The organism is Pseudomonas defluvii (genome assembly GCF_001695625.1).
In the GTDB taxonomy this organism is placed as follows: Bacteria; Pseudomonadota; Gammaproteobacteria; order Pseudomonadales; family Pseudomonadaceae; genus Aquipseudomonas; species Aquipseudomonas defluvii.
Map to the genome: position 1 here is coordinate 41070 of NZ_MBPN01000004.1, position 25288 is coordinate 66357.

At 59.9% G+C, this 25288-nt stretch carries 20 protein-coding genes; 14 read left to right on the forward strand and 6 right to left on the reverse strand.

Annotated features, from left to right (window positions below; translation table 11 throughout):
- Positions 1 to 26: 26 nt before the first annotated feature.
- The 11 genes from hpaR to EKA13_RS01890 all read left to right on the forward strand — a co-directional run bounded on the left by hpaR (position 27) and on the right by EKA13_RS01890 (position 11994).
- Positions 27 to 449 (forward strand): homoprotocatechuate degradation operon regulator HpaR, encoded by a 423-nt coding sequence (hpaR, locus tag EKA13_RS01840; RefSeq protein WP_083199727.1) that lies wholly within the window; start codon positions 27 to 29, stop codon positions 447 to 449.
- Positions 450 to 541: 92 nt separating this feature from the next.
- Positions 542 to 742 (forward strand): hypothetical protein, encoded by a 201-nt coding sequence (locus tag EKA13_RS01845; RefSeq protein WP_065757839.1) that lies wholly within the window; start codon positions 542 to 544, stop codon positions 740 to 742.
- A gap of 100 nt (positions 743 to 842) precedes the next feature.
- Positions 843 to 2042, forward strand: a complete 1200-nt coding sequence (locus EKA13_RS01850; RefSeq protein ID WP_065757840.1) for a hypothetical protein — start codon at positions 843 to 845, stop codon at positions 2040 to 2042.
- 10 nt (positions 2043 to 2052) lie between these two features.
- Positions 2053 to 4509 carry an AAA family ATPase gene (locus EKA13_RS01855; RefSeq protein ID WP_065757841.1) on the forward strand — a complete coding sequence of 819 codons (2457 nt, stop codon included), beginning with the start codon at positions 2053 to 2055 and terminating at the stop codon, positions 4507 to 4509.
- A 266-nt stretch (positions 4510 to 4775) separates the two neighbouring features.
- Entirely contained in the window at positions 4776 to 5552 is a 777-nt protein-coding gene (locus EKA13_RS01860) for an ABC transporter ATP-binding protein (protein WP_065757842.1), read from the forward strand.
- A complete protein-coding gene (locus EKA13_RS01865; RefSeq protein ID WP_065757843.1) occupies positions 5549 to 6271 on the forward strand; it encodes an ABC transporter ATP-binding protein in 723 nt (240 codons plus the stop codon). The genes EKA13_RS01860 and EKA13_RS01865 overlap by 4 nt, the downstream gene beginning before the upstream one ends.
- Positions 6272 to 6379: 108 nt before the next feature.
- Positions 6380 to 7594 carry an ABC transporter substrate-binding protein gene (locus EKA13_RS01870; RefSeq protein WP_065757890.1) on the forward strand — a complete coding sequence of 405 codons (1215 nt, stop codon included), beginning with the start codon at positions 6380 to 6382 and terminating at the stop codon, positions 7592 to 7594.
- A 73-nt stretch (positions 7595 to 7667) separates the two neighbouring features.
- On the forward strand, positions 7668 to 8555 hold the full coding sequence (locus EKA13_RS01875) for a branched-chain amino acid ABC transporter permease (RefSeq protein ID WP_065757844.1): 888 nt from the start codon (positions 7668 to 7670) through the stop codon (positions 8553 to 8555).
- 2 nt (positions 8556 to 8557) lie between these two features.
- Entirely contained in the window at positions 8558 to 9562 is a 1005-nt protein-coding gene (locus tag EKA13_RS01880; protein ID WP_065757845.1) for a branched-chain amino acid ABC transporter permease, read from the forward strand.
- Between the two features lie 94 nt (positions 9563 to 9656).
- Positions 9657 to 10925: an OprD family porin gene (locus EKA13_RS01885; protein WP_065757846.1), complete on the forward strand. Its 1269-nt coding sequence runs from the start codon at positions 9657 to 9659 to the stop codon at positions 10923 to 10925.
- Positions 10926 to 11100: 175 nt separating this feature from the next.
- The gene (locus EKA13_RS01890) at positions 11101 to 11994 is read left to right on the forward strand and encodes an EamA family transporter (protein WP_065757847.1); all 894 of its coding nucleotides are present in this window, start codon (positions 11101 to 11103) and stop codon (positions 11992 to 11994) included.
- Positions 11995 to 12092: 98 nt separating this feature from the next.
- Here the strand turns inward: EKA13_RS01890 and EKA13_RS01895 are convergent, their stop codons facing one another.
- Both EKA13_RS01895 and EKA13_RS01900 read right to left on the reverse strand, forming a co-directional pair.
- The gene (locus EKA13_RS01895; RefSeq protein WP_065757848.1) at positions 12093 to 12587 is read right to left on the reverse strand and encodes a DUF934 domain-containing protein; all 495 of its coding nucleotides are present in this window, start codon (positions 12585 to 12587) and stop codon (positions 12093 to 12095) included.
- The gene (locus EKA13_RS01900; protein WP_065757849.1) at positions 12571 to 14229 is read right to left on the reverse strand and encodes a nitrite/sulfite reductase; all 1659 of its coding nucleotides are present in this window, start codon (positions 14227 to 14229) and stop codon (positions 12571 to 12573) included. The genes EKA13_RS01895 and EKA13_RS01900 overlap by 17 nt, the downstream gene beginning before the upstream one ends.
- Positions 14230 to 14448: 219 nt before the next feature.
- Between EKA13_RS01900 and EKA13_RS01905 the strand changes: the two genes are divergently transcribed.
- Entirely contained in the window at positions 14449 to 15531 is a 1083-nt protein-coding gene (locus tag EKA13_RS01905; protein ID WP_065757850.1) for an ABC transporter substrate-binding protein, read from the forward strand.
- 418 nt (positions 15532 to 15949) lie between these two features.
- Here EKA13_RS01905 and EKA13_RS01910 read toward each other — a convergent pair whose 3' ends face one another.
- Both EKA13_RS01910 and metH read right to left on the reverse strand, forming a co-directional pair.
- Positions 15950 to 16168, reverse strand: coding sequence for a DUF2970 domain-containing protein (locus EKA13_RS01910; RefSeq protein ID WP_065757851.1), 219 nt, complete (start codon positions 16166 to 16168; stop codon positions 15950 to 15952).
- 109 nt (positions 16169 to 16277) lie between these two features.
- Entirely contained in the window at positions 16278 to 19985 is a 3708-nt protein-coding gene (metH, locus tag EKA13_RS01915; protein WP_065757852.1) for a methionine synthase, read from the reverse strand.
- 156 nt (positions 19986 to 20141) lie between these two features.
- Between metH and EKA13_RS01920 the strand changes: the two genes are divergently transcribed.
- Positions 20142 to 22442 carry a fatty acid cis/trans isomerase gene (locus EKA13_RS01920; RefSeq protein WP_065757853.1) on the forward strand — a complete coding sequence of 767 codons (2301 nt, stop codon included), beginning with the start codon at positions 20142 to 20144 and terminating at the stop codon, positions 22440 to 22442.
- 152 nt (positions 22443 to 22594) lie between these two features.
- Positions 22595 to 23179: a Fe-S biogenesis protein NfuA gene (nfuA, locus tag EKA13_RS01925; protein WP_065757854.1), complete on the forward strand. Its 585-nt coding sequence runs from the start codon at positions 22595 to 22597 to the stop codon at positions 23177 to 23179.
- A 179-nt stretch (positions 23180 to 23358) separates the two neighbouring features.
- On the opposite strand, the gene EKA13_RS01930 is transcribed toward nfuA, so the two are convergent.
- On the reverse strand, positions 23359 to 24168 hold the full coding sequence (locus EKA13_RS01930) for a gamma-glutamyl-gamma-aminobutyrate hydrolase family protein (protein WP_065757855.1): 810 nt from the start codon (positions 24166 to 24168) through the stop codon (positions 23359 to 23361).
- A 331-nt stretch (positions 24169 to 24499) separates the two neighbouring features.
- On the reverse strand, positions 24500 to 25288 hold the full coding sequence (locus tag EKA13_RS01935; protein WP_065757856.1) for an amino acid ABC transporter ATP-binding protein: 789 nt from the start codon (positions 25286 to 25288) through the stop codon (positions 24500 to 24502).

Consider the following 25288-nt stretch of genomic DNA (forward strand, 5'->3'; position numbering starts at 1 on the left):
CACCTCATTCATTGTTTAACTCAATCATGGCTATTCCCAGACCTTCCCTGACCCTCACGTTGCTTCAGGCACGTGAAGCGACCATGTCCTTTTTCCGCCCGGCGCTGAACGCACAAGACCTGACCGAGCAGCAATGGCGGGTCATCCGTATCCTGCGTCAGCAGGGCGAGCTTGAAAGCCATCAACTCGCGCACCTGGCGTGTATTCTCAAGCCAAGCATGAGTGGTGTGCTCAAGCGCCTGGAGCGTGACGGCCTGGTGTCACGGCGCAAATCCACGGAAGACCAGCGGCGTATCTTCATCAGCCTGACCGTGCAGGGCCATCAGTGCTTCCTGGAAATGAGCGAGCAGATGGAGCGTAACTACCAGGAGATCCAGCGTCAGTTCGGTGAAGAGAAACTCGACCAACTGATGGGCTTGCTGAACGAATTGAAGAAGATCAAACCCTGAGCGCGGGGGTTCCTGAAACGGACCATTGACGATTACGCCAAGCACGCCTATACAGGCGCCTTGGATGTATTGGCTCAATGCAGGAACCCTTCATGAACGACGAGATTGATATTCACGAACCCGAGCACGATCACCTGCTCGATCATGAGTTCGATGAAGACTTCGACGCGGTAGAGGCTGAAGCCAACCCGCTGTTCGACCACGCCGATGACGACGATAGCGAAGACGACGACGCCGAGTGGGATGAATTTGATCGCGAAGATCAAGAAAGTTGGGAGCGTAACCTCGACTGATCGCTGGCCGTGATGCCTGCTTGCCACGGCCCCTTTCCCATACCCGCACGTTTAAAAAACCTCAGGACACGCTGCCATGAGCCAGCCACAAGGACCCGTCATGCCTAATGTTTGTGCAAATTCTCCTCAAGACGATGCTGTTTACGAACAGCAGGCGGATGTTCTGAGCGATGCGGCATTCGCGGACGTGAGCAGTGCACCCAAGGCTATCGAGGTGATCTGCCGGTTCATCCGCTCCTATGATCAGCACCGTCATGAGATGCCGCTGGCGCAGTGGCTGGTGCACGAGTTCAACCAGCAGCCAGACCTGTGGGCGAACAAGGCTGAGGCTGAACGTGTCGCGCAGGTGCTCATTGATTCGGTAACCCGCACAAACCAGCACAAGGCCACGCTGCAGCAGCACCTGGACATGGGCAAAAGCGCGACCAACTGGCTGACCAGGGAGTTGGAGCAGGACGCCCAGCGTAACCCCGACCTTAACCTGCCGGACTACGCCGCTCAGGTGCAGGGGATGCTGCATTCGGCCAATGCTGCGCTGTTGCCGGGGATGCAGCCGGACATCCGCCAGACCACGCTGCCCAGTGAAGCGCTGCGCCCAAGTATTTGGGACGACAACGCCCGTCTGGCGGTCAGCAAGGAGATCAACAATCAGGCGCTGCTCAATGCGGCGCTGAATGCCTCCTGCCACGGTGCACGCATTCTCGGCCAGCGGGCCTGGAACTGGATGCGGGGTGAGGAAAACGCACCGGCCAGCGAGGCCCTGCAGGCATTTTTCGACAGCTCGCTGAAGTCGGCCCAGCACGTCGGCGCACAGGTTGCCGTTTCGGGCGGGGTGCTGGTGGCCGCCAAGCGCGGTTGGCTGGGCCTGCCCGCTGAAACGCCGGTCGAGGTGATTGCTGCAACGACCTATACCGGTCTTGAACGGGCCAAGGCGCTGTACAAGTTGGGGCAGGGTGACATCCTTGCCGACAGTGCCATTAATGCCATCGAACAGACCACGCTGGTGGCCGCGCGATCATTGGCGCAGATGGCCGAAGAAAAAGGCGCAGAGCTCGGCACGCAGTGGGGCATGTCGCTAGGCGCAGCGTTTGGCCCTCAGGGCGTGGCCGTGGGTGGCATGTTGGGCGGTATTGCCGGGCGTCTTGGTGGTAAGGCGGTGGGCGCACTCATTGAAAAGGGCGGCCGGAAGATTGTCGAAGTGGCCAGCAAGGTCGTCAGGAAAGTCAGCGAGGGGATCAGGGAGGCGGTGTCGGCGTTTGCCGATGGCGTGAAGAATTTCGTCGGTGGGTTGTGCAACTGAGGTGATGTCGATGACGAACAAACCGGTATTTTCGGCGCAACTGGAAGCGCAGTTGCGCGCCGGTGCCCCCGCCATTTTCATCCACTCCGCCGAAGAAGCCCGTGTCGATCAGTTGCTGATCGCGCTTCAAGAGCGGCTCGGGCTCAAACGTATCCATGAGTGGAACCTGGGCCATGGCTGGGTCGACTTCACGAACAAACAGCCGCTGAGCAACCCGGACTCTGGCACTACCGAGCTGGAGCATGCGCTGCTTCAGTTGCTGGATGCAGACCTGGAGCAGACGCTGATTCTGATCAAGGGGGCGCGGCTTGCGCTGGAGAACAACCGCCTGGCGATTGCCCGCCTCAAACAATTGCTCAACCGAATCGAGCGGGGCCATGCCGTCGGTTGTTCGGTCATCCTGGTGTCCGAGTCGGTGTGCATCCCTGCTTCGATCGAGTCTCAAGTCACCTTGTTGCCGCTTCCACTGCCGGATCGCGAGGACATTCAAGCGCTGCTGGCGCAGGCCGATGCCAGTGGGCAACTGACCCTGCCAGGCGATCTGGTTGACCTGGCGGTGTCCGGACTGAGCGGGTTGACCGCCAGCGAGATCGGCCGGTTGTTGCGGATAGTCAGCCTGCAGACGCCGGTGCTGACTGAGCAGGGGTTGAAAACTATGCTCCATGAGAAGGAACAGATCATCGCCAAAAGCGGTGTACTGGCGTTGGTTCGCGTCGATGAAGCGCCGGACGACATCGGCGGGCTGGAGAAGCTCAAACACTGGCTGGCACAACGTGCGGCCATTGTGTCGCAGTTGGACAAAGCCACCCGGCAAGGGGTCAAGGCACCGAAAGGGGTACTGATTGCAGGCATGCCCGGTTGCGGTAAATCGCTGACCGCCAGGGTCGCTGCCAGCCTGTTCCAATTGCCCCTGCTGCGCCTGGATATCGGCTCGCTGCTGGGGAAATACGTCGGTGAAAGCGAGCACAACATGCGTCGCGCCTTGAACATGGCGGAGATGGTCAGCCCGTGCATTCTTTGGGTCGATGAGCTGGAGAAGGCCTTTGTCGGCATGGGCGGCGGCAATGCTTCGGAAGTCACTGCGCGGCTGCTGGGCTACTTCCTGACCTGGATGCAGGAGAAGACTGGAGCGGTGTTCGTCATTGCCACCGCCAATGACATCAGCGCACTGCCACCTGAGTTGTTGCGCAAAGGCCGTTTCGACGAGATTTTCTACGTCGGCTTCCCCAACGCGGTGGAGCGCGAACATATTCTGAAGATTCACCTGCGCAAGGCCCGCCAGCCGGTGGACGGCTTGGACTTGCCTGAGCTTGTCCAGCAGTGCCGTGACTACTGTGGTGCGGATATCGAGAACGCGGTCAACGAAGCCCTGGCTAATGCCTTCATTGCTGGCAGCCCGCTGACGCAAACGCATTTGGCCGAGGCTATCCAGTCCACTATTCCTTTGCGGGAAACCTTGCGCGAGCAGGTTGGTAAGTATGAAGAGCTGTTCGAGAAGCTCAAGTTGCGCCCGGCGTCCGAGTATCAAGGCTTGAGTGTGGCGCAGATGATCAGGATGGCCGCAGACCCCAATCAGGTGAAACGTGAAGAAGTGGCAAGCAACCCCGATTGCCCGGACGATCAACTGGAGAAGCTGGCGGGTGATTCGCAACGTAGTGTGGTGAAGGCGGTTTACGAGAACCCACGCTGCCCTGAGCGGCTGTTGACGATGCGTATCAACATCGCACAGAACAGCCCGCTCTATGATGTTGAACTACTCGCGTTGGCCTGCCTGAACGATAACGCGCCAGAAGATCTGCTGGTGCGTCAGGTCAAGGACGGGCAGGTTGCCAGGGAGCTGCGGGCCAAATTGGCCGGTCGCGTGAAAGGCCCGATGCTGCTGCAGTTGTTGGCGAGCGACCCGGAGGTTGAGGTGCGTCGAGGGCTGGCGAGCAACCCGGCCCTGCCTGAGGTCATGCAGTTGCAGCTGCTCAAGGACAAGGATACCTCGGTCGTGGCGGCGTTGATTCTCAACCCTTCGTTGGCGAGTGGCGCAGAACGGCAACTGCTTGAACATGGCGACAGCAGTATCAAGCAAGCCTTTGCCAAACGCCCTGAACTGACCGAGGCCGAGCAGCAGCTGTTGCTGAAGAATGCCGATGCGGCACTGAAGATCATGCTTTCGCTGCATCCGAAGCTGGCGCACGGTGTGCAGTTGCTACTGGCCAAAGACCCGCTGCAGAGCGTACGGCTCAACCTGGCCGGGAATCCGGGCTTGAGCAAGGCGACGCAGGTGGTGTTGGCTGGGGATACGTACGGCGCTGTGAAAGTGGCGCTGGCCAAGAACCCGGGGCTATGCCTGGATGACGCGGATCAACTGAGCTTGAAGAAATACGTCCTGGAAAACCGCCATTTGTCAGGTGGCTTCGGTGTCGGAGTAGGGGGCTCGCTGGCAGGCGTGTTCAACTGGTCTGGCAAAACGAGCTAGGTCGTTTGCGCGTCTGCGAAAAACCAACTACGGCGTAGATCACAGCCAAGTATCGTTTCAGCACGGGCAAAGTGTTTTATCCCGATTTTGCCCGTCATTTCCCGACATTTTTTGTCACATTTCGCCACTGTTAAAATTTCTTCCTGCTCTTCATGTTATTACCGTTTACGTAAAGGTAATCTTCGTCTAGTGTTTGCGTTTACGTAAAGGGAAGAACACCTGCAGCGCCATAACCAATAAAAATAATCAAGGTTAGAGGGCTACACATGTCACCAGAGTTCGTGTTGGAAACACGTGGCTTGACCAAGGAATTTCGCGGTTTCACCGCGGTCGACTCGGTAGATCTACGTGTACAGAAGGGACACATCCACGCGCTGATCGGGCCTAACGGGGCCGGCAAAACCACCGTATTCAACCTCCTCACCAAGTTCCTCACGCCCACCCGTGGCGAGATCCACTACCTTGGCAAGCCGATCACCGGCATGCAACCCAACGAAATCGCCCGTCTTGGTCTGGTGCGTTCTTTCCAGATATCGGCGGTGTTCGGCCACATGAGTGTGGTGGAAAACGTGCGGGTAGCGCTGCAGCGCAAGTTGCGCAACTCGTTTCATTTCTGGAAGTCCGAGCGCAGCCTCGATGCCCTCAATGAGCGTGCGTTGCAGATGCTGGATGACGTCGACCTGCTGCCCTATGCCGACACATTGACCATCGAGTTGCCCTATGGGCGCAAGCGCGCGTTGGAGCTGGCGACCACGCTGGCGCTGGACCCGACCGTGCTGTTGCTCGACGAGCCGACCCAGGGCATGGGCCACGAGGACGTTGAAATGGTCATTGGCCTGGTGCGTCGCGCGGCAGTAGGGCGCACCGTACTGATGGTGGAGCACAACCTCAATGTGGTCAGCCAGTTGTGCGACCGCATTACGGTACTGGCGCGTGGTTCGATCCTCGCTGAAGGTGACTACGCCAGTGTTTCGGCAAATCCGCAGGTGCGTGAAGCCTACCTGGGCAGTGAAGCAGTCTGCCTCGAGGAGGCCCACGCATGAGCAGCCTGAACGTTCCGGATTTCGAGCAACTGCGTATCAGCGACCTGCATGCCTTCTATGGCGAGTCGCATATCCTGCACGGCATCGACATGCAGGTACGGCGGGGTGAACTGGTCACCTTGTTGGGGCGCAACGGCGCGGGGCGCTCGACGACCTTGCGCGCGATCATGAACATGGTCGGCCGCCGCACCGGCTCGATCATGGTCAATGGCAACGAAACCATCGGCATCGCCGCTCACCTGATCCCGCGTCTGGGGGTCGGTTATTGCCCTGAAGAGCGCGGTATCTTTGCCAGCCTCAACGTCGAGGAAAACCTGCTGCTGCCGCCAATGGTGCGCAGCGATGGCATGAGCCTGGACGACATCTACGCGATGTTCCCCAACCTTTATGAGCGCCGTTTCAGCCAGGGCACACGCCTGTCGGGTGGCGAGCAACAGATGCTGGCGATGGCGCGCATCCTGCGCACCGGGGCCAACCTGCTGCTGCTCGATGAGATCACCGAAGGCCTGGCCCCTGTCATCGTGCAGAAGCTGGCCGAGGTGTTGATCAAGCTCAAGCAGAAGGGCCTGACCATCGTACTGGTGGAGCAGAACTTCCGTTTTGCGGCGCCGCTGGCCGATCGTCATTACCTGATGGATCACGGCCAGATTGTCGAGGAAATCAGTGCTGCCGAGCTGGATGCGAAACAGGAACTGCTGAACCGCTGTCTCGGCGTCTGAGCGCCGTTTAACCCCTGTGCTGTTTACGTCGGCGTGGCGTCAGTCATGCCGGGCGGGGGTCGCTTTGCCCTTTACAACAACAATAACTGTGGAAAGTGGGTGAACTACATGAAGGTTTTCCAAAAGACTGCTTGCGCCATGCTCGCCTCCGGCCTGATCGCCGGTGCTGCCCAGGCCCAGATCAGCGACGATGAAATTCGCATTGGTTACCTGGCCGACATGTCCGGTACTTACCGTGACCTTTCCGGCCCGGGCGGCCTGGAGGCGCTGAACATGGCGGTCGAAGATTTCGGCGGTCAGGTCAATGGCAAGAAAATCGTGGTCTTCAGCGCCGACGACCTTAACAAGCCGGATGTCGGTGCCAACACCGTGCGTCAGTGGGTCGATGAGCGCAATGTCGACATGGTCACCGGGATGGTGGCGTCCTCGGTCGTGCTGGCGGCAAGCAAGGTGGTAGAACAGTCCGGCAAACTGGCGCTGATCTCCGGTGCGGCGGCCTCAAGCCTGACCAACGAATACTGCTCGCCCAACCACATCCACTGGACCTATGACTCCTACGCCCTGGCCAATGGCACGGCCAAGTCGGTACTCGCTTCCGGGGGCAAGAACTGGTTCGTCCTGACCGCCGACTATGCCTTCGGTCATGCGATGGAGAAGGACATCACCAAGGTCGTCCAGAGCGACGGTGGCAAGGTGGTTGGCACGGTTCGCCATCCGTTCCCCAGCAGTGATTTCTCCTCCTACATCCTCCAGGCCCAAGGGTCTGGTGCGGATGTGATTGCCTTCGCCAACGCCGGTGCCGACACGGTCAACTCGCTGATGACCGCAAGCCAGTTCGGTGTTGCCCAGTCCGGGCAGAAGCTGGCGGGTATGGTGGTGTTCCTCAACGACATTCATGCCATGGGCCTGGACGTTACCCAAGGGTTGATGCTGACCACGGGCTGGTACTGGGACATGAATGATGAAAGCCGTGCCTGGGCCCAGCGCTACTACAAACGCTTCGGCAAGATGCCGGGCATGGTTCCGGCGGGCATCTACTCGGCAACCACGAACTACCTGAACGCAATCAAGGCCACCGGCAGTGACGAGGCGCAGGCGGTACGTACCCAGATGATGGCCACCCCGGTCAATGACATGTTCGCCAAGAACGGCAAGATCCGCGCTGACGGCCGCATGGTTCACGACATGTACCTGGCGCAGGTGAAAACCCCGGCCGAGTCGAAGGGGGAGTGGGACCTGTACAAGATCGTCAGCACCATTCCTGGCGATGAGGCCTACCGGCCGATGTCCGAAAGCACCTGCAAACTGCTGCCGAAAAGCTGATCGGCAACTGAATCAGGCTACGCGCCCGGTTGCTTGCAGCCGGGTGTCACGGACTTCCAGCGGATGGTAATTCATGACTATCGTATTCGGCATTCCCCTGAGCGTACTGCTCGGTCAACTGCTGCTCGGGCTGATCAACGGGACGTTCTATGCCTTGCTCAGCCTGGGCCTGGCGATCATCTTCGGCTTGCTGCGGATCATCAACTTTGCCCATGGCGCCCAATACATGCTCGGCGCGTTCGCGGCCGTGCTTGGGCTCAATTACCTGGGTGTGAACTACTGGGTCGCCCTGGTGCTGGCACCGTTACTCGTCGGCGCGCTGGGCATGCTCATCGAGCGCGGCCTGTTGCGGCGCATCGCCGGTGAAGACCACCTCTACGGGCTGTTGCTGACCTTTGGCCTGGCGCTGATCGTTGAAGGCACCTTCGTCAAACTGTTCGGTGTATCCGGTTCCTCCTACCCCATGCCTGAGCAACTCAAGGGCGGCGTCAACCTGGGCTTCATGTTTCTGCCCATCTACCGCGCCTGGGTGGTGGTAGCGGCCTTGGTGGTGTGCCTGGCGACCTGGTTCATGATCGAGCGCACGCGCCTGGGTTCCTACCTGCGTGCGGGTACCGAAAACCCGAAATTGATGCAGGCGTTCGGCATCAACATGCCGCTGCTGATCACCCTGACCTATGGCTTCGGTGCTGCCTTGGCGGCCTTCGCCGGCGTATTGGCTGCACCGATCTACTCGGTGACGCCGACCATGGGCGCCAACCTGTTGATCGTGGTGTTCGCCGTGGTGGTGATCGGCGGCATGGGTTCGATCATGGGCGCGATTGTCACCGGCCTGGCCATGGGCCTGATCGAAGGGCTGACCAAGGTGTTCTATCCAGAGGCGGCCAATACCGTGGTGTTCCTGGTGATGGTACTCGTGTTGCTGGTTCGTCCTGCGGGACTGTTCGGGAAAGAGGTGTGACGATGACGAGTCTGGAGATCAAGCAGGGCGCTGGCGTCCTGCAACCGAATGTCGTACAGGAGCGTCGTCAGGCGGCGGCACGGCGCAAGCGCTGGTTCTACCTGGCGCTGTTGGGCGTAGCGCTGCTCGCACCACTGGCGGTGTACCCGGTGTTCCTGATGAAACTGCTGTGTTTTGCGCTGTTTGCCTGTGCGTTCAACCTGCTGCTGGGCTATGCCGGGCTGTTGTCGTTCGGCCACGCGGCGTTTCTCGCCTCGGGCGGCTACGTCACGGGTTACGTGCTGAGTGCGTACAGCGGCCTGGGAACTGAGCTGGGCATTCTTGCCGGAACCCTGGCGTCCACCGCGCTCGGCCTGGTGTTTGGCCTGCTGGCGATCCGGCGCCAGGGTATTTACTTCGCGATGATCACCCTGGCCTTGGCGCAGTTGGTGTTCTTCATCTTTGTCCAAGCGCCGTTCACTGGTGGTGAGAACGGTCTGCAGGGCGTGCCCCGTGGGCAGTTGTTCGGGGTCTTCGACCTGAACAACAACCTGACCCTGTACTACTTCGTCCTGGCCGTATTCGTGTTCGGCTTCGCCGTGATCCAGCGCACGATCCATTCACCTTACGGCCAGGTGCTCAAGGCCATCCGCGAGAACGAACCACGGGCGATCTCGCTGGGCTACAACGTCGAGGCGCACAAGCTGCTGGCCTTTGTGATTTCCGCAGCGTTGACCGGCCTGGCCGGTTCGACCAAGACCGTGGTGTTCCAGCTGGCCTCGTTGACCGACGCGCACTGGCACATGTCCGGCGAGGTGATCCTGATGACCCTGCTCGGTGGCGTCGGCACGGTGTTTGGCCCACTGGTCGGCGCCGGCATCGTGGTCACCCTGCAGAGCTACCTGTCCAATGGGCCTCTGGGTGAGTGGGTGCATGTGATCCTCGGTTTGATCTTCGTCATCTGCGTGCTGTTGTTCCGGGTCGGCATCGTCGGCTGGGTGCTGAAACTCGCACGGCGCAATTTCTAAGGGCAGCGTTGCAGGCAACGCTGGGGGAATACCGCACAGACGCTGGTCTGGGCTTGGTACGGGTGCATCAGCACGCTAATAAGAAGAGAGACCTATGAGCGCAATTCGTTCTACCCGCATTCTGTTGTTACCTGGCCTTGCCGGGGCCATTGGCGTTTGCTCACCGGCGTCCGCTGCGTTTCTGGAGGACAGTAAAGCCAGTGTGGAGATGCGCAACTTCTACATGAACCGCGACTTCCGCCAGCATGCGGCGCCGCAGAACAAGGGTGAGGAATGGGCGCAGGGTTTCATCATGCGCTATGAGTCCGGATTCACCGAGGGCACCGTAGGCTTTGGTGTCGACGCCTTGGGCCTGCTCGGGGTCAAGCTCGACTCAAGCCCCGACCGTGCCGGCGCAACCGGCTTGCTGCCGCGCGGCGCCCAGTCGAAGCGGGCACCTGACGACTACAGCGAGCTGGGGCTGGCCGCCAAGGTCCGGGTATCGAAATCCACCCTCAAGGTCGGCACCCTGATCCCCATGCTGCCGGTGCTGACGCCGAACAACTCGCGCCTGCTACCGCAGACCTTCGAGGGTGGTTGGCTGAACTCCATGGACCTCAGTGGCCTGACCTTCGACGCCGGGCGCCTGACTCAGGTGAACCAGCGCGACTCGACCAACCGTGAAGACATGACCCTGATGAAGGGCCCTCGGCGCAATATCGTCACCACCGGCAAGGCGACATCGGACAAGTTCGATTTCGTCGGTGGTACCTACGCCTGGAGCAAGACGCTGAGCACGGGTTACCACTACGCGCAGTTGGAAGACCTGTACAAGCAGCATTTCCTGACGTTGGTGCATGTATTGCCCATCGCCGAAGGGCAATCCTTGAAGTCTGACCTGCGTTTTGCCGATGCCAGCGATGATGGCCGCAGCAACGTCGACAACACCTTGCTCAGTGGCATGTTCACTTACACCCTGGGGGCTCATGCTTTTGGTCTCAGCTACCAGAAAATGAACGGTGATACCGGCTTTGCCAACGTTCAGGGTGCCGACCCTTACCTGGTCAATCTGGTGCAGATCAACGACTTCGCCAATCAGGACGAGCGCTCCATGCAAGCCCGTTACGATTACAACTTCGCGGCCTGGGGTATTCCCGGCCTGACCTTCATGACCCGCTACGTCAAAGGTGATCAGATCGAGCTTGGCGCGGCAGGCGGCGAGGGCAAGGAATGGGAACGTAACACCGATATCGGCTATGTCGTTCAAAGTGGTCCACTGAAGAACGTCGGTATCAAATGGCGAAATGCAACCTACCGCTCCAGCTTTGCCAGCGACATCGACGAAAACCGCCTGATCCTCAGCTACAGCCTGCCGCTCTGGTAAGTGCGGTAACGTGCTGAACAGGGCCCGACTCGGCAACGATCGGGCCTTTTTCCTGCGTGGTTGTGAATAGCTGCAGCGATGACGCAAACAGACTATCGGGTGGCAGTTGCGGGTATGACGGGCCCGCGCATAAGGCTATGCTGTTTCGACATATTACAAGGCGTGCGAGGGAAGGATGCCAGTCAAGGATCTGCTGTTGGCGTTGGTGGTGATCATCGCCTGGGGTGTCAATTTCGTGGTGATCAAGGTGGGCCTCGATGGGCTACCACCCATGCTGCTGGGCGGGCTGCGCTTTTTGCTGGTGGCGTTTCCGGCGATTCTGTTTATCAAGCGTCCCGCGCTTCCCTGGCGTTGGCTGATTGCCTACGGCGCCACGATTTCGCTGGGCCAGTTTGCCTTCCTGTTCGAGGCCATGGGTAACGGCATGCCACCGGGGCTGGCGTCCTTGGTGTTGCAGTCGCAGGCCTTCTTCACCCTGTTTTTCGCCGCCATTTTTCTTGGCGAGCGCCTGCGTGTGGCCAGCGTGCTGGGGCTGCTGGTGTCGGCGGGTGGGCTGGTGTTGATTGGCAGTGAAAATGGTACCAGTGTCCCGGTTTTCGCCCTGATCCTGACGTTGTGTGCTGCCGCCAGTTGGGCGATAGGTAACATCATCACTCGACGCTTCGGCAATGTGGACCTGGTTGCATTGGTCATCTGGGGCGGCTTGATTCCACCGCTGCCGTTTTTTGCGTTGTCCTGGTGGCTGGAAGGGCCGGCGCTGATTGAAGCTTCGCTGCGGGGTATCGGCCTGAGCTCGATCCTCTCGCTGGCATACCTGGCCTTTGTCGCCACTATGATCGGCTACAGCCTGTGGAGCCGGTTACTGTCGCGTCACCCGGCGGGCAAGGTCGCGCCATTTTCGTTGCTGGTACCGGTGGTGGGGCTCAGTTCCTCGGCGCTGCTGCTGGATGAGCGATTGAGCGATGTGCAGTGCTGGGGCGCATTGCTGGTCATGGGCGGTTTGTTGATCAATGTGTTTGGCCCGCGCCTGCTGCAGCGTTTGCGTACAACTCAAGCGCAAGTGTCCTGAAGCGCGGGTGGCCTGAAAAAAAACACCCTGCGAAGGCGTAGGCCTTGCAGGGTGTTTTGGTGTGACTCAGCGTTGCCCGCATCTGCGGGCTTTCGCTATCAGCGGCGGCGGAATAGCGGCAGCGGCTGGTCGGTGGCGGCCTGATAGGTCACCGAGAAGTCCTTGAGGCTTTCCAGGGCTTCGTACGGGTCCTTGTCGGCACGTACCGCGAAGGCATCGAAACCACAGCGGGCCATGTAGAACAGCTGGTCGCGCAGCACATCGCCGATTGCGCGCAGCTCGCCCTTGAACTGGTACCGGTCACGCAGCAAACGTGCGTTGGAGTAGCTGCGGCCATCGGTGAATGCCGGGAAGTTCAAGGCGATGACCTGGAACTGGTCAGCATCTTCACCGATTTCCTCGGCTTCTTCGTCGCTGTCCAGCCACACGCCCAGGCCGCCATCGCGGGCCTTGAGGGCATGGGCGTGATCGCGCCACAGCTGCAGCGGTACGATGTAGTCGTCGCAGTTGCTCAGCTCGTCCAAGGTGACGTCCTTGGGCAGCAGGTGCCAGGTTTCGTCGACGACCTGGTTGTTCTTAATGATTCGCTGCATAGACGCGCTCCTTGAAGGGGTCAATGCCAATACGTTGATAGGTGTCGATGAAGCGCTCGTCTTCGGTACGTTGTTCTACGTACACGTCGATCAGCTTTTCGATCACATCCGGCATGGCATCCTGGGCGAACGAAGGGCCGAGGATTTTGCCCAGGCTGGCATCGCGGCTGGCGCTGCCACCGAGGGAAACCTGGTAGAACTCTTCGCCTTTCTTGTCCACACCGAGAATACCGATGTGGCCCACGTGGTGGTGACCGCAGGCGTTCATGCAACCGGAGATGTTCAGGTCCAGCTCGCCGATGTCGAACAGGTAGTCCAGGTCATCGAAGCGGCGCTGGATGGACTCGGCAATCGGGATCGACTTGGCGTTGGCCAGGGAGCAGAAGTCGCCGCCCGGGCAGCAGATGATGTCGGTCAGCAGGCCGATGTTCGGGGTGGCGAAGCCATTTTCGCGCAGCTCAAGCCACAGTGCGTGCAATTGGCGTTGCTCGACGTCGGCCAGAATGATGTTCTGCTCGTGGGAGGTGCGCAGTTGACCGAAGCTGTAGCGCTCGGCCAGGTCGGCAACGGCGTCCAGTTGCTTGTCGGTCAGGTCGCCTGGGGCCACGCCAGTCGGTTTCAGCGACAGGGTGACAGCCACGTAGCCTGGGCGTTTGTGCGCACGGGTGTTGCGCGCACGCCAGCGGGCGAAACCTGGGTGTTGCTGCTCCAGTTCGGCCAGCTCGTGGTCGAGGTTTTCCAGCGCCTTGTACTCAGGGTCAACGAAGTGCTTGGCGACGCGGTGCAATTCGGCTTCGGTCAGCGTGGTGCTGCCGCCACGCAGGTGAGCCATTTCGGCATCGACCTTCTCGGCGAACACTTCTGGAGTGAGCGCCTTGACGAGGATCTTGATCCGCGCCTTGTACTTGTTGTCGCGTCGGCCGTAGCGGTTGTAAACCCGCAGGATGGCATCCAGGTAGCTGAGCAGGTCCTGCCACGGCAGGAACTCGTTGATAAACGCACCCACCACCGGGGTACGGCCCAGGCCGCCACCGACCAGTACACGGAAACCCAGATCGCCGGCTGCGTTACGCACCGGTTCCAGGCCGATGTCATGGACTTCGATGGCAGCGCGGTCGTTGACCGAACCGTTGATGGCGATCTTGAACTTGCGCGGCAGGTAGGCGAATTCAGGGTGGAAGGTGGTCCACTGGCGAACGATCTCGCACCATGGGCGCGGGTCGATCAATTCATCGGCGGCCACACCGGCAAACTGGTCGGTGGTGACGTTGCGCAGGCAGTTGCCGCTGGTCTGGATCGCGTGCATCTGCACGGTAGCCAGTTCGGCCAGAATCTCCGGAATGTCTTCCAGTGCCGGCCAGTTGTACTGGACGTTCTGCCGGGTGCTGATGTGGGCGTAGCCCTTGTCGTAGTCGCGCGCGATCTTCGCCAGCATCCGCGTCTGACGCGACGTCAGCTGGCCATAGGGCACCGCGACCCGCAGCATGGGGGCAAAACGTTGGATATAGAGGCCATTCTGCAGGCGCAGGGGGCGAAACTCTTCTTCACTGAGCTCACCGGCCAGGTAGCGTCGGGTCTGATCACGGAACTGCTTGACGCGGTCCTCGATGATCCGCTGATCGTACTCGTCGTATACGTACATAAGGGTCCTGTTTTCAGGCTGCAGGCAGCTAATCGCGCGCACGGCCGCGCACTCCGGAGCGGAGCTGTGGAAAGATATCAGCTTGTGTTTATGCGCAAAAGTGAAGTTTTTGCATATGCAAAGAACCATTTGGACTAAGTGAGACTGTGTTGCGTTTAGCCATCGGGCAGGTTGGGGGCGTTATACTGCGCCGCTTTATTCTGTGCGAGCCTGTTCCCCATGCTGAAAGCTCTGGCTAGATGCCTGTTGCTGAGTCTGCCATTGGCAGCCAATGCTCAGGTGCCCTCGGTGGTTTTTTTGAACCCGGGGTATTCCAATGAGACTTTCTGGCTCAGTTACTCGCGCTTCATGCAAGCGGCTGCCAGTGATCTTGGCATGCAGTTGCGGGTCGAATACAGCGAACGTGAGCCGGCGCGTGCCATGACGCTGGCACGGCAAGTGCTGGAGGGGCCGCAGCGCCCTGACTACCTGGTGCTGGTCAATGAGCAATATATAGCGCCGGAGATCATTCGCCTGTCCCGTGGCAGCGGGGTAAAGCTGTTTCTGGTCAACAACGGTTTGACGCCCGACCAGACGCGGCTCATTGCCGACAGCCCGGACAAATACCCGCAACCTATCGCGACCCTGGTCACAAATGACGAGGAGGCGGGCTATCGCATGCTAACGGCATTGATTGCCCAGGTGCCGGCGCCTGCGAAGGGCCAGCAAATCGAATTGCTGGCGTTTTCCGGGATGAAAATCACCCCGGCCTCGCAACTGCGCGAGCGCGGCATGCGTCGGGCGCTTGCCGAGCACCCCGAGGTGAACCTTCGCCAGGTGGTCTATGGCGGTTGGGGTCGGGAACGGGCGTATGAGCAGGCCAGTCAGTTGCTGCATCGCTATCCGAACACCCAACTGGTCTGGTCGGCTAACGATGAAATGGCCTTTGGCGCGATGCAGGCGTTCGAGGAAGCCGGGCGCAAACCCGGCAAGGATGTCTACTTCAGTGCCGTCAACAGCTCGCCAGAGGCCTTGCAGGCGCGTATCGACGGGCGCCTGAGCGTACTCATGGGTGGGCATTTCACACTCGGTGGCTGGGCCATGGTGTTGTTGCACGACGATGCGCTCGGGTTGCCGATCAGCCGCGATGGCCAGCATCGGTACCAGGTGCCTGTGCTTCAGCTCATTGATCCCGCTCGAGCCCGGCGCTGGCTGAAGCTGGTCAACGAGCCCGACTATGGCCTGGACTTCAATCGTTTCAGCGCCGAAGGCAAGGCGCGCAGTTTTCGCTACCCATTCCTGACGGCGCCGGTGGACTACTAGGCTCTGTACGAAAAGCCTTGATACTCGGTGATGCTGCGTTGAAAACAGCCTCGGAATGCTCATTTACAACCCGTAAACTCCGCTTCCTCGGCTGTTTTCGCCTTGCCTGACCTTCGTCTCAAGACTTTTCATACAGACCCTAACCGACGAACAGCCAAAAGACCTGGCTTGAGCAAAGGGCATCGCTGGGCTTAACTGCTACAGGTGTCATGCATTCCCATAACCACTACAAGAGGCGATGCAATGGGAAATTCAACCAAGTCGGTTAAGAGTGACAGTCATGTCGACGCTTGGGCGACACTCTGCCTGATCATCCTGGTGGTCGTGACAGCCGTGTACTGGGTCAGTCATCAGTGACATCACCCGCTGGGTAGCATGAGACCGCCTGCAGCATGGATACCTGCGGGCGGTTTGCGTTTCAGGCGGCGGTCAGGTGCAGGGCCAGTTTTACCAACCCCAGCAGTACCAGAATAAACAGCAAGGTGAACAGCGTACCCAGGACAATGAAGTGACTGGGTTTGCCGTGGGTGAAATCGCGCGCGCGGTTCTTGTTGCTCTGCACGCCGAAGGCGGCGGCCAGCACGCTTTGCAGCATTTGCCAGAAGGTCGGTGGCTTGCCTTGGGCGGGGTCGTCCATGATCAGCTCCTGTGGGCGGAAGGCCTGTCCACAGTGTAGCCCCTCAAGGAGCGTCTGCGGGGCGCGACACAACGTCGACCCTGCAACCGCCCATACCGATGACCGATGCTTAAGCGTCGTACCCCAGGTTGGGTGCCAGCCAGCGCTCGCTGACGCTCAGGTCCTGGCCTTTGCGCGCCGTATAGCTCTGCACCTGATCCTTGTCGACCTTGCCCACGGCGAAATACTGTGCCTGTGGGTGGGCGAAGTACCAGCCGCTGACCGCTGCTGCCGGGAACATTGCATAGTGCTCGGTCAGGGTGACGCCGCTCTGGCCTTGCTCGCCGATTTCGGTACCGTCGAGCAGTTGGAACAGGGTGCCTTTTTCAGTGTGGTCCGGGCAGGCGGGGTAGCCAGGGGCCGGACGGATGCCCAGGTACTGTTCCTTGATCAGCGCTTCGTTACTCAGTTCCTCGTCTTTGGCATAGCCCCAGTACTGCTTGCGCACCTGTTCGTGCAGCCATTCGGCGCAGGCTTCGGCCAGGCGGTCGGCGAGTGCCTTGACCATGATCGAGCTATAGTCGTCGCCTTTGTCCTGATAGGCCTTGGCGACTTCTTCGGCACCAATGCCGGCGGTGGTGATGAAACCACCGACATAGTCGGTCACGCCGCTTTCTTTCGGTGCCACGAAGTCGGCCAGGGAGAAGTTGGGCTTGCCGTCGGTCTTGATGGTCTGCTGGCGCAGATGGTGCAGCAGGGCCAGTGGCTGGCCATCCTGTCCATAGACTTCGATGTCGTCGTGGTTGACCTGGTTGGCCGGCCAGAAGCCGAACACTGCCCGGGCGCTGATCAGTTTTTCATCGATCAGCTTGCGCAGCATCTGTTGGGCGTCTTCGTACAGCGCCGTGGCCGCTTCGCCGACGACTTCGTCGGTGAGGATGCGCGGGAACTTGCCCGCCAGGTCCCAGGAGATGAAGAACGGCGTCCAGTCGATGTACTCGGCCAGTACGTTCAGGTCGATGTTTTCCAGTACCTTGGCGCCGGTGAAAGTCGGCACGACCGGCTGATAGCCAGCCCAGTCGAACGATGCCTTGGCCGCGATGGCCTGAGCGTAGCTCAAGCGCTCGGTGCGGGCGCTGCGGTTGGCGGTACGTTCACGTACTTCGACGTACTCCTGGCGGGTCCGCTCGACGAAGCCGGCTTTCAGCTCCTTGGACAGCAGCTGCGTGGCGACGCCGACGGCACGCGAGGCGTCAGTGACGTATACGACGGCGTCGTTGCTGTACTTGGGCTCGATCTTGACCGCGGTGTGCGCCTTGGAGGTGGTCGCGCCGCCGATCATCAGCGGCAGGTGGAAGTCCTGACGCTGCATCTCGCGGGCGACATGCACCATTTCGTCCAGTGACGGCGTGATCAGCCCGGACAGGCCGATGATGTCGCACTTCTGCTCGCGGGCCACTTGCAGGATTTTTTCGGCCGGCACCATCACGCCGAGGTCGACGATGTCGTAGCCATTACAGCCCAGCACCACGCCGACGATGTTCTTGCCGATGTCATGCACGTCGCCTTTTACCGTGGCCATGAGGATCTTGCCCTTGGCTTCCGGCTTGTCGCCTTTCTCGGCTTCGATGAACGGAATCAGGTGGGCCACCGCCTGCTTCATCACCCGTGCCGACTTGACCACTTGCGGCAGGAACATCTTGCCGGCGCCAAACAGGTCACCCACCACGTTCATGCCGCTCATCAGCGGGCCTTCGATGACCTCGATCGGACGTGCGCACTGTTGGCGGCATTCCTCGGTGTCCTCGACGATAAACGCAGTGATGCCTTTGACCAGGGCGTGCTCCAGGCGCTTGCCGACGGGCAGTGAACGCCATTCCTCGCTTTCGACTTCCTTGGTGGCGCCGCCACCCTTGTAGTCATCGGCGATGGCCAGCAGGGCGTCGGTGCCTTCGGGGGTACGGTTGAGTACCACGTCCTCGACCCGTTCGCGCAGGGCAGGGGGGATCTCATCGTAGATCTCCAACTGACCGGCGTTGACGATACCCATGGTCAGGCCGTTCTGGATCGCATGGTAGAGAAACACCGAGTGGATCGCTTCACGGACCGGGTTGTTGCCCCGGAAAGAGAACGACACGTTGGACACACCGCCCGAGGACAGTGCATGGGGCAGGTGGTCGCGGATGTAGGCGCAGGCTTCGATGAAGTCCACGGCGTAGTTGTTGTGTTCCTCGATGCCGGTGGCCACGGCGAAGATGTTCGGGTCGAAAATGATGTCTTCCGGCGGGAAGCCCACTTCATTGACCAGAATGTCGTAGCTGCGTTGGCAGATTTCACGTTTGCGCGCGGCGGTATCGGCCTGGCCGACTTCGTCGAAGGCCATCACCACCACGGCAGCGCCATAGCGCTTGCACAACTTGGCGTGATGCTTGAAAGCGTCGACGCCTTCCTTCATCGAGATCGAGTTGACGATGCCCTTGCCCTGAATGCACTTCAGGCCCGCTTCGATCACCTCCCACTTGGAGGAGTCGATCATGATCGGTACGCGGGAGATGTCTGGCTCGCCGGCAATCAGGTTGAGGAACTTGACCATGGCCGCCTGGGAGTCGAGCATCCCTTCGTCCATGTTGATGTCGATGACCTGGGCGCCGGCTTCGACCTGCTGCAGGGCGACTTCCAGGGCTTCGGTGTAGTTTTCTTCGCGGATCAGCCGGGCGAACTTGGCGGAACCGGTGATGTTGGTGCGCTCACCGACGTTGACGAACAGCGAGTTGCGGTCGATGGTGAACGGTTCCAGGCCCGACAGTCGGCAGGCCTTGGGGATGTCTGGAATAGCCCGTGGTGGGTACTTGGTCACTGCTTCGGCAATCGCCTGGATGTGCGCAGGCGTGGTCCCACAGCAGCCGCCGATAATGTTCAGGAAGCCGCTGGCGGCGAACTCTTCAACGACGGCGGCCATTTCCGCCGGGGTTTCGTCGTACTCGCCGAACGCGTTCGGCAGGCCGGCGTTAGGGTGTGCAGAAACCTGGGTGTCGGCCTTGCTCGACAGTTCTTCCAGGTACGGGCGCAGGTCCTTGGCACCCAGAGCGCAGTTCAGGCCCACCGAAATCGGTTTGGCATGGCGTACCGAGTTCCAGAACGCTTCGGTCGTCTGCCCGGACAGGGTGCGGCCCGAGGCATCGGTAATGGTGCCGGAAATCATGATCGGCAATTCGACATTGTCTTCCTCGAACACCTGCTGCACGGCGAAGATTGCCGCTTTGGCGTTGAGAGTGTCGAAGATGGTTTCGATCAGGATCAGGTCGGCCCCGCCTTCGATCAGGCCACGGGTGGCCTCGATGTAGTTGGTCACCAGTTCGTCGAACGTGACGTTGCGGTAGCCGGGATCGTTGACGTCCGGGGAGATCGAGCAGGTGCGGCTGGTCGGGCCGAGCACGCCGGCTACGAAGCGTGGGCGATCCGGGGTTTCCAGTGTCTTGGCGTCGGCCACCTGGCGGGCAATGCGGGCGCCCTCGACGTTCAGTTCATACACCAGCGCTTCCATGCCGTAGTCGGCCTGGGAGATCTGCGTGGCGTTGAAGGTGTTCGTCTCCAGAATGTCGGCACCGGCATCCAGGTACGCTTTCTCGATTGCGGCGATGACGTCGGGGCGCGATAGCAGCAACAGGTCATTGTTGCCCTTGACGTCGCTGGGCCAGTCGGCGAAGCGCGTGCCACGATAGTCGTGTTCCTCCAGACGGTAGCTTTGGATCATAGTACCCATGCCGCCATCGAGGATCAGGATGCGCTCTTTGAGTGCTTTCTGAAGTGCTTGGAAACGAGCGCTGCGGTCAGACATAGGACTACCTGGTCGGGCAAAGACAAAAGTTGCGGAATAATAACAAAGCTGCGCGGTTTTTAGACGTGTCACTAATTTGCATGAATTTCATTCATGTTGGCACGGTGCTGCCACCGGTAGAATCGTGAGGCTTTTAATTTCCAGGACAATTGGCACATGGTGCATCGTTTACTTGCCGGCGCCGTCGCGCTGCTGATCAGTGGCATGGCGTTGGGGCAAGCGCCTCAATCCAGCCCGGCTATTTCCTATACCCGGGACATTCAACCCATCTTCACTGAGAAATGCGTTGCCTGCCATGCCTGCAACGATGCCGCCTGTCAGCTCAAGCTGGAAAGTGCTGAAGGCGCCGAGCGCGGCGCTTCGAAGGTGCCGGTCTACGAGGGCAACCGCACGACTGCAGTGCCCCCGACCCGATTGTTCTACGACGCCCACAGTGTCGATGCCTGGCGGCGCAAGGGCTTCTACTCGGTGCTGGATAACCAGGGCAGCCAGGCCGCGCTGATGGCGCGGATGCTGGAGCTGGGGCATTCAACCCCGCTGAAGCCAAACGCCAAGCTGCCTGAAGACATCGTGCTGGGCTTGAACCGGGAAAATGTCTGCCCGCTGCCCGGCGAGTTCGACGCCTATGCCAAGGCGCATCCCCGTGAGGGCATGCCGTTGGCGGTCACCGGCCTGACCGATGCCCAGTACCAGACCCTGCAGCGTTGGTTGGCGGCGGGCGCGCCAGTTGAGCACAACCCGATCCAGCCCAGCGCCAAGGAGGCGGCACAGATCCAGGAATGGGAAGCGCTGCTCAACAGCCCGGGTTCGACCGAAGCGCTGGTAGGCCGTTGGCTGTATGAACACCTGTTTCTGGCACACATTTACTTTGTTGGCGGGGAGCCGGGGCACTTCTTCCAATGGGTACGTTCCCGTACACCCAGTGGCCAACCCATTGACCTGATTGCCACGCGTCGGCCCAACGATCCGCCTGGCACCGACTTCTACTACCGGTTGATGCCCGTACAGGGCGTCATCGTACACAAGACCCACATCACCTACCCGATGGGGCCGCAGAAGCTCAAGCGTGTCAAACAGCTGTTCTACAGCGGCGACTGGCACGCGGCTGCACTGCCGGGCTATGGTCCACGCCACCGCGCCAACCCGTTCGAGACGTTTGAGGCAATCCCGGCGATAGCGCGCTATCAGTTCATGCTGGATAACGCCGAGTATTTCGTCCGCACCTTCATTCGCGGCCCGGTGTGCCGTGGGCAGATCGCCACGGATGTGATTCGTGACCACTTCTGGGCGCTGTTCCAGGAGCCGGCCCATGATCGCTACCTGACGGATGCCAAGTATCGCGCTGAAGCCACGCCATTGCTGGCAATGCCTGGGCAGATCGACGATGTTGGCAGCATCTTGACCCTCTGGCACACCTACCGTGACAAGCGCAACGAGTATGAAAGCCTGCGACGGGAAGCCTATGCCGACATGCCGGCGCCTAGTTGGTCAAGCCTATGGGCGGGTAATGACAACGCCTTGCTGACCATCTTCCGGCATTTTGACAGCGCCTCGGTCAACAAGGGCCTCATTGGTGACGTGCCGCTGACCTTGTGGCTGTTCGATTATCCGCTGTTCGAGCGTACCTACTATCAGCTGGCGGTGAACTTCGATGTGTTCGGCAACGTGTCGCACCAGGCCCAGACCCGGCTGTACTTCGATCTGATCCGCAATGGCGCCGAGGTAAACTTCCTGCGCCTGATGCCGGCCAACAAGCGTGGTGCCATCCTCAGCGATTGGTACCAGAACGGCGGCAAGGTGAAAATGTGGATGGACTACGAGGAGATCGATACCAGCACCCCGAGCGCCCTGAAGCTGGACAAGCGTGACCCGAAACGTGACTTTGGCCTCAAGCTGATCGAGCGGACCGGTAGCCTCAACGCAGCTCCTGACCCGATCAATCGCTGCCATGGCGCCTACTGCTCACGGCCACAGATGACTGAAGAGTTCCGCGATGTCGAACAGTCTCTGAGCCGCTTGGCTTCGCGTCCTGCAGCAGGGCTGAAAGTGATCAACCAGTTGCCGGAAGCGACCATGCTGCGTATAGAAGGCGAGGGCGGCAAGCGGCAGGTCTACTCCATGCTGCGCAACCACGCCCACAGCAACGTTGCCTTCATGCTGGGTGAGGAGTCGCGGTACCAATTGGGGTTGGATACCTTGACCCTCTACCCCGGCGTGATGAGCAGCTACCCGAACTTCATGTTCAATATTCCGGCCCGGGATGTACCGGAGTTTGTCGAGGACATGGAAGCGGCCCGTGACGACACCGCCAAATTCGAGCGTATTGTCATGCGTTGGGGCGTACGCCGCAGTCATCCGCAGTTCTGGCAGTATTTCCATGACCTGAGCACCTACATCAAGGAAACCGAGCCGGTGGAAGCGGGTGTACTGGATATGAACCGCTACGAAAACCTCTAGGGCGATTCTCCCTTCATCAGGCCGCTTCCGGCGTTTGGGCTTTCTGCTCAGGACGCCCGAAGCGGCTGTTGTTTCCCGACAAAAATACTGGGACTTTGTTCGCGCGTCAGGTTGGCGTAAACTGCCGCCAAGTCTGTGAGGAAACCACTTCAATGAGTGCCATAACGATTACCGATGCTGCGCATGATTACCTGGCTGACCTGCTGTCCAAGCAGAACACCCCAGGCATCGGCATACGCATTTTCATCACCCAGCCGGGCACCCAGTACGCCGAGACCTGCATCGCCTACTGCAAGCCGGGCGAAGAGAAGGCCGAAGATACCGCCCTGGGCCTGAAGAGCTTCACCGCCTGGATCGATGCGGTCAGCGAGCCTTTCCTTGAGGATGCCTTGGTCGACTACGCGACTGACCGCATGGGTGGTCAACTGACCATCAAGGCGCCGAACGCCAAGGTTCCGATGGTCAATGCCGACAGCCCTATCAACGAGCGTATCAACTATTACCTGCAAACCGAGATCAACCCGGGGCTGGCCAGCCATGGCGGTCAGGTCAGTTTGATTGAGGTGGTTGATGACGGCATTGCCGTACTGCAGTTCGGCGGTGGTTGCCAGGGCTGCGGCCAGGCTGACGTGACCTTGAAAGAAGGCATCGAACGTACCCTGCTTGAGCGTATTCCCGAGCTCAAGGGCGTACGTGACGTCACCGACCACTCTCAGAAAGAGAACGCCTACTACTAGGGTGTTTGCGACAGATTGACAAAGGCCTGGCGCTGCCAGCGCCTTTGCGCGTTAGCGCAGTCGATCAGTCGGAAAAGAAGGGTAGGCGTGTCATTCGCAACAAATGATGGTCGCCCCTGTATCGCCAGCAAGGTTGGCTCTCAGTGTGAGTTGGCCTTGCTGGCGATGCATCGCAGCACTCAGGCTGCGATTTCAGGCTTTTTTAGTGCAAGACGCACGCGTTGGCGGCAGGCATCGCCGAAGGCCTGGAACATCTTGACCGAGTCCGGGTTTTTCGCAGCTTGCCACTCCGGGTGCCACTGCACGGCGAAGAGGAACGGCGACAGGCTGGGTGCATGGACGGCTTCGACCAGGCCGTCTTCGGCGTGGGCGATAGGCTCAAGGCCTTTGCCGAGGGTTTTCAAGCCCTGGCCATGCAGCGAGTTGACGCGAATTTCATCGGTCTGCAACAGTTCACGCAACCAGCTGTTCGGTGCAAGGCGTACGCCGTGTACAGCCTGGTACTGGATGTCCACTGGGTCTTCCGGGTTTTCCCGATGGTCGTTGAAGCCTGGTTCGGCGTAGACCTTCTGATAGATATCGCCACCCAGCGCGACGTTGATTTCCTGCATGCCGCGGCAGATACCGAAGATTGGCAGGCCACGCGCAATTGCGGCATGCACCAACGGGATGTCGAACAGGTCGCGAGCCTTGTCCTGGGCTTTGCCTGGGGTGTGGTTTTCCTGGCCGTAAAGGCTTGGGTCGATGTTGCTGCCCGCACCGGTCAGGTAAACACCGTCGGCCATGTTCAGGTATTGCTCAAGGTCGTCGGCACCGCAGCAGGTCGGTACCAGAACCGGTACGCAACCTGCCAGTTCGACCAGTGGAACGATGTACTTGTGGGTCATGACCTGGTAGTCGTGGCCCTTGCGCTCCTGGGCACCCATGGTCATCAGGACGACGGGCTTGCGGAGGGTCTGATTCTTATTGCCAATGTTGCTGTTGGGCATATGTCACCTTTGGACAGGCGCAGCCTGTCATTGTTGTGCAGGCGCATCGATCCAGCCTGATGCTACCTGAGGTTTCGAGCACTGCCGGAAGGCACGCAATGGCCTGTTTCCAGTCGAAACCTGTTACATAGCTTGCCAGCGCCGTTAAATATGTCAAACAGCTTTGTGTAAAATTATTGCTTAGTAAGCTACTAATTTTGCCGTTAAGCTTGCTAAGTGTTTGAAATATAGAGGTAATTTTTGATTTTTGTAGTTCATTATATTTAACGTTTTTGGCGCGCGCTGCGGGAGTATGGGCCTTGGCGAGACAGGATCGCGCAAGGCCCTTGGCTCAGTGCAGGATCTGCGCAAGGAAGCCTTTGGCCCGTGCGCTTTGAGGGTTGTTGAAAAACGCCTCAGGCGGGCTGTCCTCGATGATCTGGCCACCATCCAGGAACAGTACGCGCTCTGCCACCTGGCGGGCGAACCCCATCTCGTGGGTAACGCACAGCATGGTCATGCCGGTGTCGGCCAGCCTTACTAGCACGTCCAGTACTTCGGCGACCATTTCCGGGTCGAGTGCCGAGGTGGGCTCGTCGAACAACATGATTTTCGGTTTCATGCACAGTGCCCGTGCAATCGCCACCCGCTGTTGTTGCCCGCCAGAGAGCTGGCTGGGGTACTTGCCTGCCTGGCTTTCGATGCCGACCTTGTTCAAGTAGAAACGTGCGCGCTCCTCGGCTTCCTGGCGTGACAGGCCACGCACGCTCATGGGCGCCAGGGTGCAGTTGTCGAGCACGCTCATGTGCGGGAACAGGTTGAAATGCTGGAACACCATGCCGATCTCGCTGCGTACTTGAGCGGCTTGGCGGGTGTTTTCGGCAAGGTCGGTGTCATTGACCCGAATCGTGCCCTTTTCAGCGATCTCCAGGCGATTAATGCAGCGGATCAGTGTCGACTTGCCCGAGCCTGAAGGCCCGCAGAGGACGATGCGCTCGCCTTCGCGTACCTGCAGGTCGATATCGCGCAGTACATGGTAGGCGCCGTAGTACTTGTTCAGGCCTTCAATCTTCACCACGACGTTGCGTGGGTCGGGCTGGGCGATGGGTTGGGCAGAGGCAAGGCTCAGGGGGCTAGGCAT